General features: G+C 53.3%; 17 protein-coding genes. 7 read left to right on the forward strand and 10 right to left on the reverse strand.

Annotated elements, in window-relative coordinates; translation table 11 throughout:
• Positions 1-41: 41 nt before the first annotated feature.
• Positions 42-404, forward strand: a complete 363-nt coding sequence (gene yacL, locus ACQG22_RS03845) for a protein YacL (protein ID WP_023620926.1) — start codon at positions 42-44, stop codon at positions 402-404.
• A gap of 31 nt (positions 405-435) precedes the next feature.
• Here the strand turns inward: yacL and speD are convergent, their stop codons facing one another.
• The 3 genes from speD to ACQG22_RS03860 form a co-directional block, all read right to left on the reverse strand.
• Entirely contained in the window at positions 436-1,230 is a 795-nt protein-coding gene (gene speD / locus ACQG22_RS03850) for an adenosylmethionine decarboxylase (protein WP_013095609.1), read from the reverse strand.
• The gene (speE, locus tag ACQG22_RS03855) at positions 1,231-2,100 is read right to left on the reverse strand and encodes a polyamine aminopropyltransferase (RefSeq protein WP_020688518.1); all 870 of its coding nucleotides are present in this window, start codon (positions 2,098-2,100) and stop codon (positions 1,231-1,233) included. It lies immediately after the preceding gene.
• Between the two features lie 114 nt (positions 2,101-2,214).
• The gene (locus tag ACQG22_RS03860; RefSeq protein ID WP_014830675.1) at positions 2,215-2,562 is read right to left on the reverse strand and encodes a YacC family pilotin-like protein; all 348 of its coding nucleotides are present in this window, start codon (positions 2,560-2,562) and stop codon (positions 2,215-2,217) included.
• A 145-nt stretch (positions 2,563-2,707) separates the two neighbouring features.
• Here ACQG22_RS03860 and cueO point away from each other — a divergent pair, with 145 nt between their 5' ends.
• Positions 2,708-4,267, forward strand: coding sequence for a multicopper oxidase CueO (gene cueO, locus ACQG22_RS03865; protein WP_369706561.1), 1,560 nt, complete (start codon positions 2,708-2,710; stop codon positions 4,265-4,267).
• Positions 4,268-4,399: 132 nt separating this feature from the next.
• Here the strand turns inward: cueO and ACQG22_RS03870 are convergent, their stop codons facing one another.
• Positions 4,400-6,790 carry a glucose/quinate/shikimate family membrane-bound PQQ-dependent dehydrogenase gene (locus tag ACQG22_RS03870; RefSeq protein WP_139937242.1) on the reverse strand — a complete coding sequence of 797 codons (2,391 nt, stop codon included), beginning with the start codon at positions 6,788-6,790 and terminating at the stop codon, positions 4,400-4,402.
• A gap of 208 nt (positions 6,791-6,998) precedes the next feature.
• On the opposite strand from ACQG22_RS03870, the gene hpt reads away from it, so the two are divergent.
• The gene (gene hpt / locus ACQG22_RS03875; protein ID WP_013095614.1) at positions 6,999-7,535 is read left to right on the forward strand and encodes a hypoxanthine phosphoribosyltransferase; all 537 of its coding nucleotides are present in this window, start codon (positions 6,999-7,001) and stop codon (positions 7,533-7,535) included.
• Positions 7,536-7,594: 59 nt separating this feature from the next.
• On the opposite strand, the gene can is transcribed toward hpt, so the two are convergent.
• Positions 7,595-8,257 (reverse strand): carbonate dehydratase, encoded by a 663-nt coding sequence (gene can, locus ACQG22_RS03880; RefSeq protein WP_013095615.1) that lies wholly within the window; start codon positions 8,255-8,257, stop codon positions 7,595-7,597.
• Positions 8,258-8,364: 107 nt separating this feature from the next.
• On the opposite strand from can, the gene ACQG22_RS03885 reads away from it, so the two are divergent.
• The 4 genes from ACQG22_RS03885 (at position 8,365) to ACQG22_RS03900 (ending at position 11,914) form a co-directional block, all read left to right on the forward strand.
• Positions 8,365-9,291, forward strand: coding sequence for an ABC transporter ATP-binding protein (locus tag ACQG22_RS03885; protein ID WP_013095616.1), 927 nt, complete (start codon positions 8,365-8,367; stop codon positions 9,289-9,291).
• Positions 9,288-10,058: an ABC transporter permease gene (locus ACQG22_RS03890; protein ID WP_013095617.1), complete on the forward strand. Its 771-nt coding sequence runs from the start codon at positions 9,288-9,290 to the stop codon at positions 10,056-10,058. Before ACQG22_RS03885 ends, ACQG22_RS03890 begins: the two co-directional genes overlap by 4 nt.
• Positions 10,059-10,162: 104 nt before the next feature.
• Positions 10,163-10,603 (forward strand): PTS sugar transporter subunit IIA, encoded by a 441-nt coding sequence (locus tag ACQG22_RS03895; protein WP_040022739.1) that lies wholly within the window; start codon positions 10,163-10,165, stop codon positions 10,601-10,603.
• Between the two features lie 63 nt (positions 10,604-10,666).
• Entirely contained in the window at positions 10,667-11,914 is a 1,248-nt protein-coding gene (locus ACQG22_RS03900; RefSeq protein WP_369706560.1) for a polysaccharide deacetylase family protein, read from the forward strand.
• Position 11,915: 1 nt separating this feature from the next.
• On the opposite strand, the gene ACQG22_RS03905 is transcribed toward ACQG22_RS03900, so the two are convergent.
• The 5 genes from ACQG22_RS03905 to ACQG22_RS03925 are packed head-to-tail and all read right to left on the reverse strand — an operon-like array spanning position 11,916 to position 17,391.
• A complete protein-coding gene (locus tag ACQG22_RS03905; RefSeq protein WP_040022741.1) occupies positions 11,916-12,992 on the reverse strand; it encodes a fimbrial protein StkG in 1,077 nt (358 codons plus the stop codon).
• Positions 12,993-13,017: 25 nt separating this feature from the next.
• A complete protein-coding gene (locus ACQG22_RS03910; protein ID WP_072039872.1) occupies positions 13,018-13,623 on the reverse strand; it encodes a fimbrial-like protein in 606 nt (201 codons plus the stop codon).
• A 29-nt stretch (positions 13,624-13,652) separates the two neighbouring features.
• Complete coding sequence (locus tag ACQG22_RS03915) at positions 13,653-14,195, reverse strand: fimbrial protein (protein ID WP_052123593.1); 543 nt, start codon at positions 14,193-14,195, stop codon at positions 13,653-13,655.
• A gap of 24 nt (positions 14,196-14,219) precedes the next feature.
• Complete coding sequence (locus tag ACQG22_RS03920; protein ID WP_047023393.1) at positions 14,220-14,798, reverse strand: fimbrial protein; 579 nt, start codon at positions 14,796-14,798, stop codon at positions 14,220-14,222.
• Between the two features lie 13 nt (positions 14,799-14,811).
• Positions 14,812-17,391, reverse strand: coding sequence for an outer membrane usher protein (locus ACQG22_RS03925; protein ID WP_369706559.1), 2,580 nt, complete (start codon positions 17,389-17,391; stop codon positions 14,812-14,814).
• Positions 17,392-17,446: the final 55 nt, after the last annotated feature.

The raw sequence follows: 17,446 nt of genomic DNA on the forward strand, positions 1-17,446 counted from the left end.
GCTGCGATAATTACCGTAATGGCTTTGCAGAGGAAAACACTATGGATTACGAATTTCTGCGCGACATCACCGGGGTGGTGAAAGTGCGTATGTCGATGGGCCACGAAGCCGTTGGACACTGGTTTAACGAAGAGGTGAAAGAAAATCTTGCGCTTCTTGATGAAGTTGAACAGGCGGCGAATACGATAAAAGGCAGTGAACGCTCCTGGCAACGTGCGGGTCATGAATACACGCTGTGGATGGATGGCGAAGAGGTGATGGTGCGGGCCAATCAGCTGGAATTCTCGGGTGACGAGATAGAAGAGGGGATGAGCTACTACGACGAAGAGAGCCTGTCGCTGTGTGGCGTGGAGGACTTTCTGCAGGTCGTGGCGGCGTACCGGGAGTTTATGAAACAGAAATAGTACACAGGAGCGTCCTTGCTCCGTGCGAGTCTTACACGGCCGGAATATTGCGGCCGTAGTAGATTTCGCGCATCTCTTTCCAGAGCAGGTCGGTAATGACCTTACGCTCTTCTTCGCTTAAATCTTCTGGCTTTGTGTGGAACATGTAGTGCTTAAGGTCAAACTCCTTAAGCAGCATCTTGGTGTGGAAGATGTTCTCCTGATACACGTTCACGTCCATCATGTCGTACAGCGATTTCATGTCCTCGGACATAAAGTTCTGAATGGAGTTGATCTCGTGATCGATAAAGTGCTTCATACCGTTGATATCGCGCGTAAAACCACGCACACGATAATCAATGGTGACGATATCGGATTCCAGCTGGTGAATTAAATAGTTCAGCGCGTTTAGCGGGGAGATCACGCCGCAGGTGGATACTTCGATATCGGCGCGGAACGTACACAGGCCGCCTTCCGGGTGGCTCTCCGGGTAGGTGTGCACGCAGATATGGCTTTTATCGAGGTGGGCGACAACCACTTCAGGCAGCGGGCCCGGATGCTCGGTTTTGTCGATAAGCTTAGGATCGACCGGCTCTTCGCTGACCAGAATGGTCACGCTGGCGCCCTGAGGTTCATAATCCTGGCGGGCGATGTTCAGAATATTTGCGCCGATAATAGAGCAGGTTTCCGACAGGATCTCGGTCAGTCGGTTGGCATTGTAGAGTTCATCGATATAGGCGATGTAGCCATCGCGCTCTTCAGCTGTTTTGGCATAGCATATATCGTAAATACAAAAACTCAGGCTTTTGGTCAGGTTGTTAAAGCCATGCAGTTTAAGCTTTTTCAATTAGTTCACCCCCTGGGAGGACAGTGCATCTTGCAGGTACTGCGGCAAGGCGAAGGCTGCGGTATGGACCGCCGGATTGTAGTAACGGCACTGGAGACCTGCCTGATGGAAGCGCGCCTGGATAATCTCCGTGGAGAGATGACGCAGGACGTCGTTATCCGTCGCCCAGGCAAAGGTCATGATCCCGCCGTAGTAAGTCGGAATGGCAGCCTGATAGAAGCTAACATCGCCAAAATAGGTGCTCAGTTTGCGGTGGCTGTCGAGCGCTTCATCCTGCTGCAGGAAGCAGACGCCATTTTGCGCCACGAAGATACCGCCAGGGTTCAGACAACGCTTGCAACCCTCGTAGAACGATGAGGTAAACAGCGAGGCTCCCGGGCCGATAGGGTCGGTACAGTCGGAGATAATGACGTCAAACGTCTGATTCGTCTGGTTGACGAAGTTCACGCCATCGTCAATCACCAGTTTAAAGCGCGGATCGTCGTAGCTACCCGCGTTATGGTTAGGCAGGTACTGACGACAGAATGAGACCACGCCCGCGTCGATCTCTACCATGGTGATGGTTTCAATGGACTGGTGGCGGGAGACTTCGCGCAGCATCGCCCCGTCGCCGCCGCCGATAATCAGCACGTGCTTCGCGTGGCCATGGGCCAGCAGCGGGACGTGGGTCATCATCTCATGATAGATAAACTCATCTCGCTCGGTGGTTTGCACCACGCCGTCCAGCGCCATTACGCGGCCAAAAGCGGCATTCTCGAAGATGATCAGATCCTGATGATCGGTTTTCTCATGATAAAGCACGTTATCAACGGCAAAGTACTGACCAAACTGGTCATGCAGTGTTTCATGCCACAACGTGTGGTCGGCCATACGCGGACTCCTCTTCGTTAACATCCGTTACACTCACGAAAAATGAGCGAAACATGATAGCTAACTATAACCGTGGTTGCACGGTTCCAGGCGAAACAAGAGGCGTCGGGAAGGTTATTTCACGTAGGCGAGCAGGCTAAGCGAATCGCGGGCCAGCGCTTTGCATTTTTTTGCCGTTGGGATGCCAATACCGCTTAAATCACGGTAACTGTCTTCACCGAGCGCTTTCATGTCGAAGCTGTCGTAGTTGCTGAGGTCCCATTGGTTCTGCTGGGCAAAAAAGACCAGTGCGCGACGAATTTGCCCGTTGGGTAAATTCTGGTAGCCACAATCATTTTTCAGGAACACAAAAACCGCCGTCAGATCGGCCATATCTTCCGCTTCATTTTCACTGAGCGCATAGCTGTTCGCACACATTGCCATCAGGCTGGTGAACAAAATTGTCCTGAAAAACGTCTTCATTGCTTCTACCACTGCATCACGGAAAATCAACGTTAGCATATTTGGTGCCAGTGCGACGATCTTTATTATTGCCGCGTTACTTGACCTTCCGGTAAGGGGAGGGTTTATGCTCAAAAGATCGTCTGCACGAAATAAGGAAATGAATATGCAACGTCGTGAATTTCTAAAATATTCCGTTGCGTTGGGGGTTGCCAGCGCATTACCACTGTGGAGTCGCGCGGTTCTGGCGGCTGACAGACCTGCCTTACCCATTCCTGATTTATTGACCGCCGATGCCCGTGGCCGTATCCAGCTGGTGGTTCAGTCCGGTAAAACGGCGTTTGGTAAAAATAACGCCACCACCTGGGGCTATAACGGCAATGTGCTTGGCCCGGCGTTGCAACTGCGCAGAGGAAAAGCCGTCACCGTTGATATTCACAACACGCTGGCAGAAGAGACGACGCTGCACTGGCACGGGCTGGAAGTGCCGGGCGAGGTCGACGGCGGTCCGCAAGGGATTATAAAAGCGGGCGGGAAGCGCACCGTGACCTTTACCCCCGAGCAGCGGGCGGCGACCTGCTGGTTCCACCCGCATCAGCATGGTAAAACGGGCCATCAGGTGGCCATGGGGCTGGCAGGTCTGGTGCTGATTGAAGATGACGAAAGTCGCCTGCTGCGTCTGCCCAAACAGTGGGGTATCGACGATGTGCCGGTCATTGTGCAGGACAAAAAATTCTCCGCAGACGGTCAGATTGATTATCAGCTGGATGTGATGACCGCGGCGGTAGGCTGGTTTGGCGATACGCTGCTGACCAATGGCGCGATCTACCCCCAGCACGCTGCACCAAAAGGCTGGCTGCGGTTACGTCTGCTCAACGGATGCAACGCGCGCTCGCTGAACTTTGCCACCAGCGATAATCGTCCGCTGTACGTCGTGGCGAGCGACGGAGGACTGCTGCCTGAGCCGGTCAAAGTGAATGAACTCCCTGTGCTGATGGGCGAGCGCTTTGAGGTGCTGGTGGACATCAGCGACGGTAAGTCATTTGACCTGGTGACGCTCCCGGTCAGCCAGATGGGGATGGTCGTTGCGCCATTCGATAAGCCACACCCGGTTTTACGTATTCAGCCGCTGCAGATCACCGCCTCTGGTACGCTGCCGGACACCCTAACCACGCTGCCGGCGCTTCCATCGCTGGATGGGCTTACGCAACGTAAGCTGCAGCTCTCCATGGATCCGATGCTCGACATGATGGGCATGCAGGCGCTGATGAAAAAGTATGGCGATCAGGCGATGGCGGGGATGCACCACGGGCAGATGATGGGCCATATGAACATGGATCACGGCAAGATGGGCGGTATGAATCACGGCGGTCACGGGTTTGATTTCCACAATGCCAATATGATCAACGGCAAAGCGTTCGATATGAACACGCCAATGTTTGCTGCTACAAAAGGGCAGTTTGAGCGCTGGGTGATTTCAGGCGAAGGCGACATGATGCTGCATCCGTTCCATATTCACGGCACCCAGTTCCGTATTCTTTCAGAGAACGGCAAAGCGCCGGATCCGCATCGCGCGGGCTGGAAAGATACAGTGAGAGTGGAAGGCGGCGTCAGCGAGGTGCTGGTGAAGTTTGACCACGAGGCGCCGAAGGAGTTTGCCTATATGGCGCACTGTCATCTGCTGGAACACGAAGATACGGGGATGATGCTGGGTTTTACCGTATAAAAAAGCCGGGTGGCGGCTTCGCCTTACCCGGCCTACATTTCGCAGGTGCGGCCTGATGCCCTCACCCTGGCCCTCTCCCGGTGGGAGAGGGAACAAACATAAAAAACGGCAACCGAGGTTGCCGTTTTGCATTTATTTTGCGTCATCCGGCAACGCATACGCGACAATATAGTCGCCCATCTTCGTGCCAAACGAACCGTGACCGCCCGCAGAGATGACAACGTACTGCTTGCCATTCACTTCATAGGTCATCGGCGTTGCCTGCCCACCGGCTGGCAGACGGCCTTGCCACAGTTTCTCACCGTTGGTCATGTTGTACGCGCGCAGGTAGTTATCTGCGGTTGCCGCGATGAACAGCACGTTACCGGCGGTGGAAATTGGGCCACCCAGCATTGGCATACCCATGTTGAACGGCACCGGAACCGGCATCGGGAACGGCATGCTGTCCTGCGGGGTACCAATACGTTTTTTCCACACGATCTGGTTGGTTTTCAGATCCAGACCGGAGATATATCCCCAGGCAGGCTGTTTACACGGCAGACCAAACGGAGACAGGAACGGATTCAGGGTCACGCCAAACGGTACGCCGTACTGCGGCTGAATACCGGCTTCGGTACCGCTGCCTTTCGCGTCTTTCGGCTGCTCCATCGGGTTACCCGGACCACGTGGGATCAGTTTAGAGACAAACGGCAGCGCCATCGGGTTGGCGATCGCTACCTGACGGTTAGGGTCAACGGAGATCCCACCCCATTCGAACATCCCAAGGTTACCCGGGAAGACCAGCGTGCCCTGCTCAGAAGGCGGGGTAAAGATGCCTTCATAGCGCAGCTGATGGAACATTACGCGGCACACCAGCTGGTCAAACATGGTGGCACCCCACATGTCTGCGCCGCTGAGGTCTTTCTTCGGACGGAAGCTCAGTTCGGAGAACGGCTGCGTTTTAGTGACGTAATCGCCTTTAGCCGCGCCCTGAGGAACCGGTTTTTCCGGTGCAGGCACAACCAGCTCGCCGTTACGACGGTCCAGTACGAAGATGTTACCGGTTTTCGCCGGAGCATAAATCACCGGAACGGTTTTGCCGTTAACGGTAACGTCCGCCAGCGTTGGCTGGGACGGCATATCCATATCCCACAGATCGTGGTGTACGGTCTGGTAGCTCCACGCCAGTTTACCAGTGGTCGCGTTCAGCGCCAGAATGGAGCTGGCATAACGTTCCTGCTCAGGGGTACGGTTACCGCCCCAGATATCAGGCGTGGTCACGCCCATTGGCAGGTAGACCAGATCCAGCTTCGCATCATACGCAGCCGGTGCCCAGGAGTTTGGCGAGTTGAAGGTAAAGGTGTGTTCATCAGACGGGATCGCGTTAGGATCTTTCGCGCCCGGATCGAAGGCCCACAGCAGTTTACCGGTATTCACGTCGAAACCACGGATAACGCCAGAGGTTTCGCGGGTGGAGAAGTTATCCGTGACCGAACCAGCAATCACGATGGTTTTATCGGTGATGATTGGCGGTGAGGTGGGTTCATACAGACCCGGCGTGGTGTCCGGCATGTTGGTCTGCAGGTTCAGGATACCTTTGTTGGCGAAGGTTTCGCACAGCTTGCCGGTTTCGGCGTTAATCGCGAACAGGCGGCCATCGTTCACCGGCAGCATAATGCGGCGAGGACAGTCGGCAATGACGTCCGGGCTGGCATTATCCGCACGCGCTTCGTGGTAAGAGACACCGCGGCAGGTGATGTGCTGGAACGACGGGTTGGAGTTCAGCTGCGGATCGAAGTGCCATTTCTCTTTACCGGTGGCCGCGTCGAGCGCGAACAGACGCTGGTGCGCCGTACACAGATAAAGCATGTTGCCCACTTTAATTGGCGTCACTTCGTTGGTCAGTTCACCCGGATCGTTTGGCATCTTCAGATCGCCGGTACGGAATACCCAGGCTTCTTTGAGGTTTTTCACGTTGTCCGCGTTGATCTGCTTCAGCGGGGAGTAGCGCTGACCTTCCTGGTTACGGCCATACGCTGGCCAGTCGCCGTCAGCCACCTGCGAGATAGCCGCCGCAGGGGTGGATTCTGCATTCAGCGTACCGTTGATCTCCTGCGGGTCGTTAAAGCCGGCCCAGGTCAGGATACCGCCACTGATTAGCAGAGCGACAAGCAGCGCCGCAACGGCACCGCTGGAAGGCACAATCAGGCGACGCCAGACGAACGGCAGGATCAGCCAGATACCGAAGAAGACCAGAATGTCGCTGCGTGGCGTCAGTGCCCAGAAGTCGAACCCGACTTCCCAGACGCCCCAGATCATGGTTGCGAGGAGTAATACCGCATAAAGCCACAGTGCGGATTGTTTTCTACGCCAGAGCAGAACAGTTACGCCAAGCATAACCAGGCCCGCAATGGGGTAGTACCAGGAGCCGCCAATTGCGACCAGCCAGACGCCACCGATTAACAGGTACAGGCCGCAGAAGGCGGCGAATAACGCTGTTAGTGTCACCAGTAGACGCGGCTGTTTAGAGTTTGTTTCAGCCATAGAAAGTGTACTCGTCAGTTTTTGTTAATAATTTGCTAGCAACTAATTATAGGTATTAACAAGTGTGATCGGAATCACAATATTTGCTTTTTATAACTCATACGCCAGGCTTAGCCATTTGCTGATATAATGGCTGGCTTGCGTATCGATGCCGGAATAACACTCATCCGCATTGAGAGATTTTCATTAAAATCATATGGTTAGTAATATGAAACATACTGTTGAAGTGATGATCCCGGAAGCCGAGATCAAAGCGCGTATCGCCGAACTGGGTCGTCAAATCACCGAACATTACAAGGACAGCGGCAGCGAAATGGTGCTGGTTGGTCTGTTGCGTGGCTCTTTCATGTTCATGGCAGACCTGTGCCGTGAAGTGCAGGTGTCACATGAGGTCGATTTTATGACCGCCTCCAGCTATGGCAGCGGCATGTCCACAACCCGTGATGTGAAAATCCTGAAAGATCTGGATGAAGATATTCGTGGCAAAGATGTGTTGATCGTCGAAGACATCATCGACTCCGGTAACACGCTTTCTAAAGTGCGCGAGATCCTGAGCCTGCGTGAGCCGAAATCCCTGGCCATCTGTACTCTGCTGGATAAACCAGACCGCCGTGAAGTGCAGGTACCGGTGGAGTTTGTTGGTTTCTCTATTCCGGACGAGTTCGTCGTCGGTTACGGTATTGACTACGCGCAGCGTTATCGCCATCTGCCGTATGTTGGGAAGGTTGTGCTTCTGGACGAGTAGTGCGGCCTGGTGCCCTCACCCCAGCCCTCTCCCACAGGGAGAGGGAGAAAATCCCCGCTTTATTTATGGTTCACATGCTTAAGCTTGAGGTTGGCAATGCCCGAACGGTAACGCTGCTCCAGCGTTTCGCGGTTGGTGGCGGTCACTTCCAGATTGCGCAGCAGGCCGTCGTGAATGCCGTACGCCCAGCCGTGGATAGAGACCTTCTGCCCGCGCTTCCACGCTGACTGCATGATCGTTGAATGACCCAGGTTATACACCTGCTCCATCACGTTCAGTTCACACAGCGTGTCCATCCGGCGCTCCTGCGGCATTTCACCCAGCAGTGAGCTATGTTTGAACCAGATATCGCGGATGTGCAGCAGCCAGTTATCGATGAGCCCCAGTTCCGGGTTTTCCACAGCGGCCTGCACGCCGCCGCAGCCGTAGTGACCGCAAATAATGATGTGCTCGACCTCCAGGACGTCTACGGCGTACTGAACGACAGACAGGCAGTTGAGATCGGTATGAATCACCAGGTTGGCAACGTTACGGTGAACAAACAGTTCGCCGGGCTCAAGGCCCGTCAGTCGCTCAGCCGGAACACGGCTGTCGGAACATCCAATCCAGAGAAAGCGTGGATTCTGCGCTTGCGCGAGCTTTCCAAAAAAACCGGGGTCTTCCTCCACCAGCATTTTTGACCATAGTGCATTGTTGCTGATGAGTGTATCTATGTTGTTCATGGAGGTTAGCGACCTGTAACCAAGTGATTGCGTTGCGCTACTATAGGGTAACCCGACTTTTAATGAAACCACACAACGTGTGTCAGAACCTAAGGTAAGTTTAATTCATGGCGATTGCACTGGAGCTTGAGCAGCTTAAAAAAACCTATCCGGGCGGCGTTCAGGCGCTACGCGGGATAGATCTCAAAGTAGAAGCGGGGGATTTCTATGCGCTTCTGGGGCCGAATGGCGCGGGGAAATCGACGACCATCGGCATTATCAGCTCGCTGGTCAATAAGACCTCTGGCCGGGTCTGCGTGTTTGGCTACGATCTGCAAAAAGATGTGGTCAACGCCAAACGTCAGCTCGGTCTGGTACCGCAGGAGTTCAACTTCAACCCGTTTGAGACGGTGCAGCAGATCGTCGTCAACCAGGCGGGCTACTACGGCGTTGAGCGAAAAGAAGCGTTAGCTCGCAGCGAAAAGTACCTGAAGCAGCTTGATCTATGGGAAAAACGTAACGAACGTGCGCGTATGCTGTCTGGCGGCATGAAGCGCCGTCTGATGATTGCCCGTGCGCTGATGCATGAGCCAAAACTGTTGATCCTCGACGAGCCCACCGCCGGGGTAGATATTGAGCTTCGTCGCTCAATGTGGGGGTTCCTGAAAGATCTCAACGACAAAGGCACCACCATTATTTTGACGACGCACTACCTTGAAGAAGCGGAAATGCTGTGCCGCAACATCGGCATCATTCAGAACGGCGAGCTGGTGGAAAACACCTCAATGAAGGATCTGCTCTCGAAGCTCAAATCAGAAACGTTCATTCTGGATCTGGCGGCAAAAAGCGCGCTGCCGAAGCTTGAAGGGTACCAGTATCGCCTGGTCGACACCTCCACGCTGGAGGTGGAAGTATTGCGGGAGCAGGGCATTAACAGCGTCTTCTCCCAGCTGAGTGCCCAGGGCATTCAGGTTTTAAGTATGCGTAACAAAGCGAACCGACTGGAAGAGCTGTTTGTCTCTCTGGTGCAGGATAAACAAGGAGACAAGGCATGACGCATCTTTATTGGGTCGCGCTGAAAAGCATCTGGGCGAAAGAGATTAACCGCTTTATGCGCATCTGGGTACAAACCCTGGTGCCGCCGGTGATCACCATGACGCTCTATTTCATCATCTTCGGTAATCTGATTGGTTCCCGCATTGGTGAGATGCATGGCTTTACCTATATGCAGTTTATCGTTCCGGGTTTGATCATGATGGCGGTGATCACCAACGCCTATGCCAACGTGGCTTCGTCTTTCTTTAGCGCTAAGTTCCAGCGCAACATTGAGGAGCTGCTGGTGGCACCGGTGCCAACGCATGTGATCATTGCGGGTTACGTCGGCGGTGGTGTAGCGCGCGGCCTGTGCGTCGGGATCCTGGTGACGGCTATCTCCTTGTTCTTCGTGCCGTTCCAGGTGCACTCCTGGCTGTTCGTGGGGCTGACGCTGCTGTTGACGGCGATCCTGTTTTCGCTTGCCGGTCTGCTGAACGCGGTGTTTGCCAAAACGTTTGACGATATCAGCCTGATCCCGACCTTTGTGCTGACGCCGCTGACCTATCTGGGTGGGGTGTTTTATTCCCTGACGCTGCTGCCGCCGTTCTGGCAGGCGTTGTCGCACCTGAACCCGATTGTCTACATGATCAGCGGTTTCCGCTTCGGCTTCCTCGGCATTACTGACGTACCGCTGTTCACTACCGTTGCGGTGCTGGTGGTGTTTATCGTCGCCTTCTACCTGCTGTGCTGGTACTTAATCCAGCGCGGACGCGGACTGCGCAGCTAACCTTCCGCCCGGTGACTTTCTGGTTGCCGGGCCTTTTTTTTGACTGTTATCACCGTAAGCTAATCTTCACTTCGCTAAACTACTCGCCTGCTAAGGAGAGAGTTATGCTGGGATGGGTCATTACCTGCCACGATGAACAGGCGCAGGAGATGTTGATAAAGCTTGAAGCCAGGTTTGGTCCACTGGCGCAGTGTCGTGCGGTGAATTACTGGCAAGGTCTGAGCACCAACATGCTGAGCCGGATGATGTGCGATGCCCTGCATGAAACCGACACTGGCGAAGGCGTTATCTTTCTCACCGATAAATCTGGCGCAGCACCGTATCGCGTGGCTGCTCTGTTGAGCCACAAACACGACTGCTGCGAAGTGATCTCCGGTATTGATCTTCCCCTGCTTGAGTTAATGTATCCACGGCGTGAATTATTAAGCAGCGCAGAGTTTCGCGATGCCATCGTGGCGCAGGGTGAGCCGGGCGTCAGCAGCCTGTGGCATCAACAGCAGAAAAATCCCCCCTTCGTTCTTCTTCACGACCTGTATAAGAATTAAACATTGGTATTGATGGTGCATTTGTTACAATGGCACCAGTTTATTCGTACCGATATCACATACATGTTCACGCGTATTTTGTTCCTGTGCCTGCTGGTTCTCTCTGGCGGGGCATCAGCCAGTTTATTAAGTCAGCAAGGTCTTCCTGCCCAGTACATGCAAACCACTGAAGATGCGGCTATCTGGGCGCAGGTGGGAAACGAGGTCGTTAACGTCGGCCATGTCAGAGCCGGACAGATCCTTGCCGTTGTGCCTACCGCTGCGGATTATTACGAGTTTCGCTTCGGCTTCGGGACAGGATTTATCGATAAAGGCCATCTGGAGCAGGTGCAGGGAAAGCAGCGCGTTGAGGACAGCCTTGGCGATCTTAATAAGCCGCTCAGTAATCAAAACCTGATCACCTGGAAAGACACGCCGGTGTACAACGCGCCGTCCAGCGGCAGTGCGCCATTCGGTACGCTGAGCGCCAATTTGCGGTATCCGGTTTTAAGCAAACTCAAAGACCGCTTAAACCAGACGTGGTACCAGATCCGTATCGGTAATCGCCTGGCATGGATCAGCAGCCTGGACGCGCAGGAAGATAATGGCCTCCCGGTGCTGACCTACCATCATATTCTGCGTGATGAAGAGAACACGCGCTTCCGGCATACCTCTACCACCACCAGCGTGCGCGCGTTCAATAACCAGATGGCCTGGCTGCGTGACCAGGGGTATACCACCCTGACGATGTATCAGCTGGAAGGGTATGTACGTAACAAACTGAACCTGCCGGCCAAATCGGTGGTGATCACGTTTGATGACGGACTGAAATCCGTAAGCCGCTATGCTTACCCGATTCTGAAAGAGTACGGGTTTAACGCCACGGCGTTTATCATCTCATCCCGCATTAAGCGTCATCCGCAAAAGTGGGATCCGAAATCACTTCAATTTATGAGCGTTCAGGAGTTGAAGGGCATCCAGGACGTGTTTGACATTCAGTCCCACACGCACTTCCTGCACCGCGTGGATGGTAACAAGCATCCGATTCTACTGAGCCGCAGCTACCACGTGATTTTGTTTGATTTCGAACGCTCGCGCCGGGCGCTGGCGCAGTTTAACCCGCGCGTGCTGTATCTCTCTTATCAGTTTGGTGGCTATGACAATAAAGCCATAAAAGCCGCGAATGACGCCGGTTTTCACCTCGCAGTGACAACGGTAAAAGGGAAGGTCAAGCCGGGGGATAATCCGTTCTTACTGAAACGCCTGTACATCTTAAGAACGGATTCGCTGGAGACCATGTCGCGGCTGATCAGCAACCAGCCGCAGGGGTAAGCTATTCGTAGGTAAACTGCAGGGTGCCGATGGCGCTGAACGTGCCTGAAGTGACTTTTTCTGTATCAGACTTAACTAACCGGGCCGTAAGTAACCAACTGAATATCGTGAGGGTAGTATTATCTTGTGCGGTATAGCTGCTAGTTGAATTAGGCACTATCTGCCTGTTGTTCGGCCACTTCAGTAACACGCCCACGCCTTGTGCCGCGTTCGACGATGCGGTGTTGGCGAGTAATGAGCCATCGGTCCCGGTTGTTTTACTGGTGGTCAACTTCACGGTGACTTTACGGGTGTTGGTGCAATTCCCTGTCACCCCAAAATCGGCGTTTATGGTTTTATCGTTCTCGATATCGGATACACCATAATCCCCCAGGTCTACGGTTTTGGGAGCCGTGAGCGTGCAGGTGGGTTTTTCTATTGGTGTAATGAAGGCCATATTGGCTATGGTAATGGTCGGTTTGGGATGATCGTCTGGATCGGATCCCACCGGGTCTCCAATGGTAATTTTTCCAATTGTTCCACCAACCGGGCCAATAGATACTACGTTAGCAGGAATACCGGCAAACGTGGGAAGTTGGTAAAATTCGACCATGGCCCGCCAGGCGCGATTATCCAGCAGCTCATCCTGGTCATTCATGTGTAATGCAAGAAACCAGCTCGTACTGGGAGCGAAATAGGCCGTGGCGGTATTGTCTACTGTGCCAAAAGCCAGAGCATAGGCTATTCCGGTTACATTGGTTTTGAATAAAGCTTTACCATCAATACTGCCGACTAACAGACTGGCGTCTGCCAGGGTGAAAATGTTTTCGCCATGTTTTCCTATCGTGCATTTACTACTTAATCCGGGGCTCAGATTCAGGCGATATAGCGAGCTGATTTTTGTAGGAACAGCGACATTATCCACGATTTGCAGGGTCGGCTTTGCGCCATTATAGTCGCCGATGGACTGCGTGTCGCCAAATCGAAATTTACACTCAATATCTGCATGGGCGTAAAAAGCGTTCATGGTTAAAAACATAAATAAAATGATAAAACCGTTAAAACGTGGGGACACGGTTATCCCAGGACGCTGTGCCATAATTGTTCCTTTTTAGCGTTGCCTGTTAGCGATATGTCACGCTGACTAATGCGCGCGCGGTCACTTTTCCTGCGCTGACCGGGCCGTAATTTTGGTAGCGGGCGTAAAAGTTATACGCTTTCAAATAGCTTTGTTGGTCTGATGGGGTCGCTATTTTGACCTCCACATCAGACTGCCCCTCGCTGTCGAGGACGTTTTGATTATTGGATTCAGAAAAAATAACAATCCCCACGTTTTCAGCGCCGCCAGCAAGGGCGGATGTTTCATTACTGAATATCTGTTTTGAAATCCCATCAATTTGGGCAGATTGCGGTTTAAAGGTAAAGTGCAGCGCTTGTCCGGATCCCGATTCATCCCCGCTGCAGTCCACAACCTGAATCATAAAGCGTGTTCCTCCCGCGGGGTCTGCTGGTTGAAGTCGATCGGTGCCCTCCGCGGTATAAAACCACGTTTTTCCCACCGTTGGCAGCGTTACGCTTCCACTTTCTGGAATACTGACCTGGCACGTATTGTTGATAATGTTTGCCGTCATATCCATTTCCAGGCTGGAGGCAAAACCCGCTGCGGGAAACCCCATGCAGAGGGCCAGCCATGACATCGCATTTCTTAAGATTAAGCGGGACTGGAACATCCTGTTTAAGCTACCTGTCTGAATAAACATTATTGATAGGTCACGGTAAACGTCACGGGCGCATTGACCGAACCTGTCGTCACGTCCGAAATCGTTTTACCATTTGCAATGACGATGCGCGCATCCATCTCAAAATTCCCCGTCCCGTTAGACAGGTTGATGACAGACGTCGGGACAGTGGCGCAGTTCAATATGGAGCCTGAGTCGACAGAGCCTTTCCAGATTTCAAAGCCGACGTTATGCCCGGCTGCATATGCGTTACCGGTACACGACCCGCCTGCACCCGGCATGGCCTGAATGGCGGCGTTTTTTACCCCGGCACAGTTCGTGAAGGCAATTTTGAAGGTTTCTCGTCGGCTCTGGCTCACCAGGTCAGACTTAAACACATCGCCAAACGGCAAAATGTCAATCGGGGCTCCGCTGGCGTTTTGAATCTCCGCGTTACAGGTCCCGGCCTCAATGGTGGATGTAAACGTTGCCTGCACGCTCGTCGTCCCCGTAATCGCACTTAACGCAACGGAAGGCAGGGTGGCAGTTATTGCAAGCACCAGTAATGTCATTTTCATTTTCATATCAACGCTCCGCATTGCTGCCAGTTATTCATAGGTGAAATTAAACGTAGCGATACCGCTAAAATTGCCGGTCGTGCCCTGACCGTTTGCGGTTTCCACCAGCGTTGCCAGAAGTGGTACCTCGCCAGCACTTATCTCTCCGCTCGACCAGACGAGGCGCTGTGTATCGGTGGATGAATTAATGACAAAGGGGGTATTCGGGGTGGCGGTACGGGAAATCGCCACGCCAATATTTTCCGCACTGCCGTCGCCGGAGAGTGAGTTCTTAATTGCCGTCGTCAGCGGGCTGGCGCTACCGCTGATGGTGGTTTTCAGCGATGCCAGACTTGGCGGGCATGAGACCATTTTGAGTTTAAAGTTGGTCGTGGCTTTGGCATTTTTCAGGATGATGTAATCCAGGCGCACCTTGCCGTTAGTCCCAATGGGGATAACGTTGCTGGTGCCATCACCGCTGCCGCCTTCGATTTTCATATCGCAGGTGGTGTCACGGATATTCGCGGTAAAAGTAATATCGAGATTATCGGCATGTGTTTCCAGCGACAGCGCCATTAGCCCCGTGCTTAAAATAACTAACCCTGTTTTTTTCCAGGCTCTAAAAAGCATGTTTTAACTCCCTTTATAAGGCTGTGACGCGGCAGGTCTGGCCCGTCAGCAGCGTTGTCGGTCCAATCTTTTTCGCATCCGGTGGGATGTGGTAGGAGACGGTACAGGATGTGCCGGGCTCATTTCCCCAGACGATGTTTAACGTTCCTTTATCTTCAATTCCGCGGATCCAGGCTTGCCCGGCCTGACCCACGCTACCCACGGATACGCCCTGGTCGGTTTGCACATCGGCGCCTAACGGGATAAACCCGCCATCGTCACGCATCAGTTCCATTAACACTGAGCGCCCCTGATCGGTTTCAAAGTTAACCAGCACAACGGCACCGCTACGGGGAACGGTGGTGGAGCGGGTATTTTTCACCTCCACGTCAGAGTGCATTTCGCTGATATCAAGACCAACGCTGTTTTCACGGTAGGCGGACAGATAGGGCATAACGGCATAGCCTGAGGCGCCGATTTCACCGTTTCCGATAGAGACGCGGGCGCCTTCTGCCCCCTCAGCTTTAATTAAGGCAAGCGTATCGCTTTCGCTGATGCTGCCTGGGGCGAGTGTTACGCCACCGGAGTGCAGAACCATTCCGCCGCTATAGCTGGCAGAATATTGTCGTGTACCGTCATCTGAGGCGGAGACGGAAAGGCTTAGCGGTCCATGCGGGCCGTTGTAACTGCCGTACCCGCTTAACTGATTTAACGTATCGTCGTAACGCGTGGTGCTTTCGGTAATGCTGTAACTGAAACGGTTATCTTCGGTATTGCCATTGGCGCTGGCGTTAAAGCTACTGCCGCCTTTTAAATCGCTGCCGATGCCCGTCGTGAGTGAGGAGAATCCACCCGCTCGCTTGCTGTTACCCATCAGCGTGTCGAATGGAATTGTGAGGTTCAGATAGACGCTGTCATCTTTTTCCCCAAACTCATTGTAGGTGCGCTGCACGGTGAGGCTATAACTTCCCCAGCTTAACGAATGACTGTGGCCAACCGAGTATTGCGCCGACGAACTGCTTTCATTCCAGTAGTCCTGCCAGGTTGAGTTGACATACAGCGATCCCAAATCAAGATCGGCAATATTCAGCGGTTGGCTGATATTCACCTGGATCTGGTTTTTCATGCGCTGGAAGGTCTGATACACGTCGCTATTGTTACGTTCCGGGTTACGCTCCCTGTCACGGTATTTGATCTCATTGGTCAACGAGGCCGCATCGTTCAGGCTGAGATAGTCAGACGTTGAAAACCGGTAGGCGGCGACGTTGAAAGAGGTATTCGTGGCTTCCATAAGTTTGCTGTAGGAGACGCGATAACTTTCGCCCGTGAGATGTCGTAAGCCGTCTATCCGGGCATCCGAATGCGTGACATCAAGGGCGAATGCGCCGACTCTGGTATTCATGGCAATACCCAGCAATGCGGCGTAAAAATCGCTATCGGTATATTCCAGGCCCGCATACCCCGTGAAGGTATTGGTTAAGCCATAGTAGCCCGTTGCATATCCCACCTTTGGTTTGTCGCGCAGGCTGTCGTCACGCAGTTCACCCACGCCGACATCCCATCGGGAGTAGCCAGGACGAAGCATTTGTGCGACGGAAGAATAGGCGACTGAGAAGGAACGTTTGCTCCCATCCGTCTCTTCTACCGTGACGATGAGAGCGCTACCGTAACCTGTTGTACTGAGGTCGGTGATTTCAAACGGTCCTGGGGGGACGGAGGTTTCGTAAATCGTATTGCCGCTTTGGGCGATCGTGACTTTGGCGTTGCTGTTTGCAACCCCTCGGATCACCGGCGCATAGGTCGATATACCATTTGGAAGCATACGGTCATCGTTATACAAACGCGCCCCGCGCAGGCTAATGGAATCGAAGGCGTCGCCACGGGTATAGGAATCGCCGGCGATAAACTGCGCTTTCAGCGGCGTGATATCACGCTGAAGATAGATATCCTGACTGGCGTAATGGGTACCGGAATCCTGATCCCAGTTCAGGTTGCCTCGCGCCCGGAGTCGCCATGGCCCCAGGTTTGCCCCATAGCGCAGACCTGCATAGGCCGTATCAGTGCTGGAATCCGGCATGTCTGCGTGCCAGCCGTTAAGATCCCATGAGAGCATGGCCACCGGGATCCCGTCTTCCCACAGTGAAGGATCGACAAATCCCGCAGGACGCTGAATGACGAAAGCCTGAGGAATGGAAAGGTCTAACTCCTGTGTGGAGGGATCGTAAGCCACACGCGAGCCGGGATAGGCGTCTGGCATAGAGACACAGGTGTCAGCAGAATCCTCCTCAGGGTGTTTCAGTTGCTCGGTGGTGACATTTGCTTGCGTGAGTCGTTTCGGGGTGATGCAGGGAGTGGCGCGCGGTGTGCCATTCTCCTTAAACAGAAGATCCGTGGTAACGGAAGGTTTCCCGTTAACGATCATCTTCACCTTATAGGTTCCGGCAATAACAGGGTTGCCTTTTGAAAAACGACTGATATCAATGGATGCGCCAGTGTTATAAAGAAACTGCTCGTTAAACTGCACGTCTTCTTCGTTATTATTTTCAGCAGCAAATGCACATAACGGCAATACCGCACTTATCGATAAACATAGTAGCGAACGTCTAAAGTGCATGATGAACTCTGTCCCAGGGCAACGCTAATTATAGTTTTTGTGAATGTTCTGAAGC

Source organism: Enterobacter cloacae complex sp. 309I3 (assembly GCF_050031595.1).
Lineage (GTDB): Bacteria > Pseudomonadota > Gammaproteobacteria > Enterobacterales > Enterobacteriaceae > Enterobacter > Enterobacter cloacae.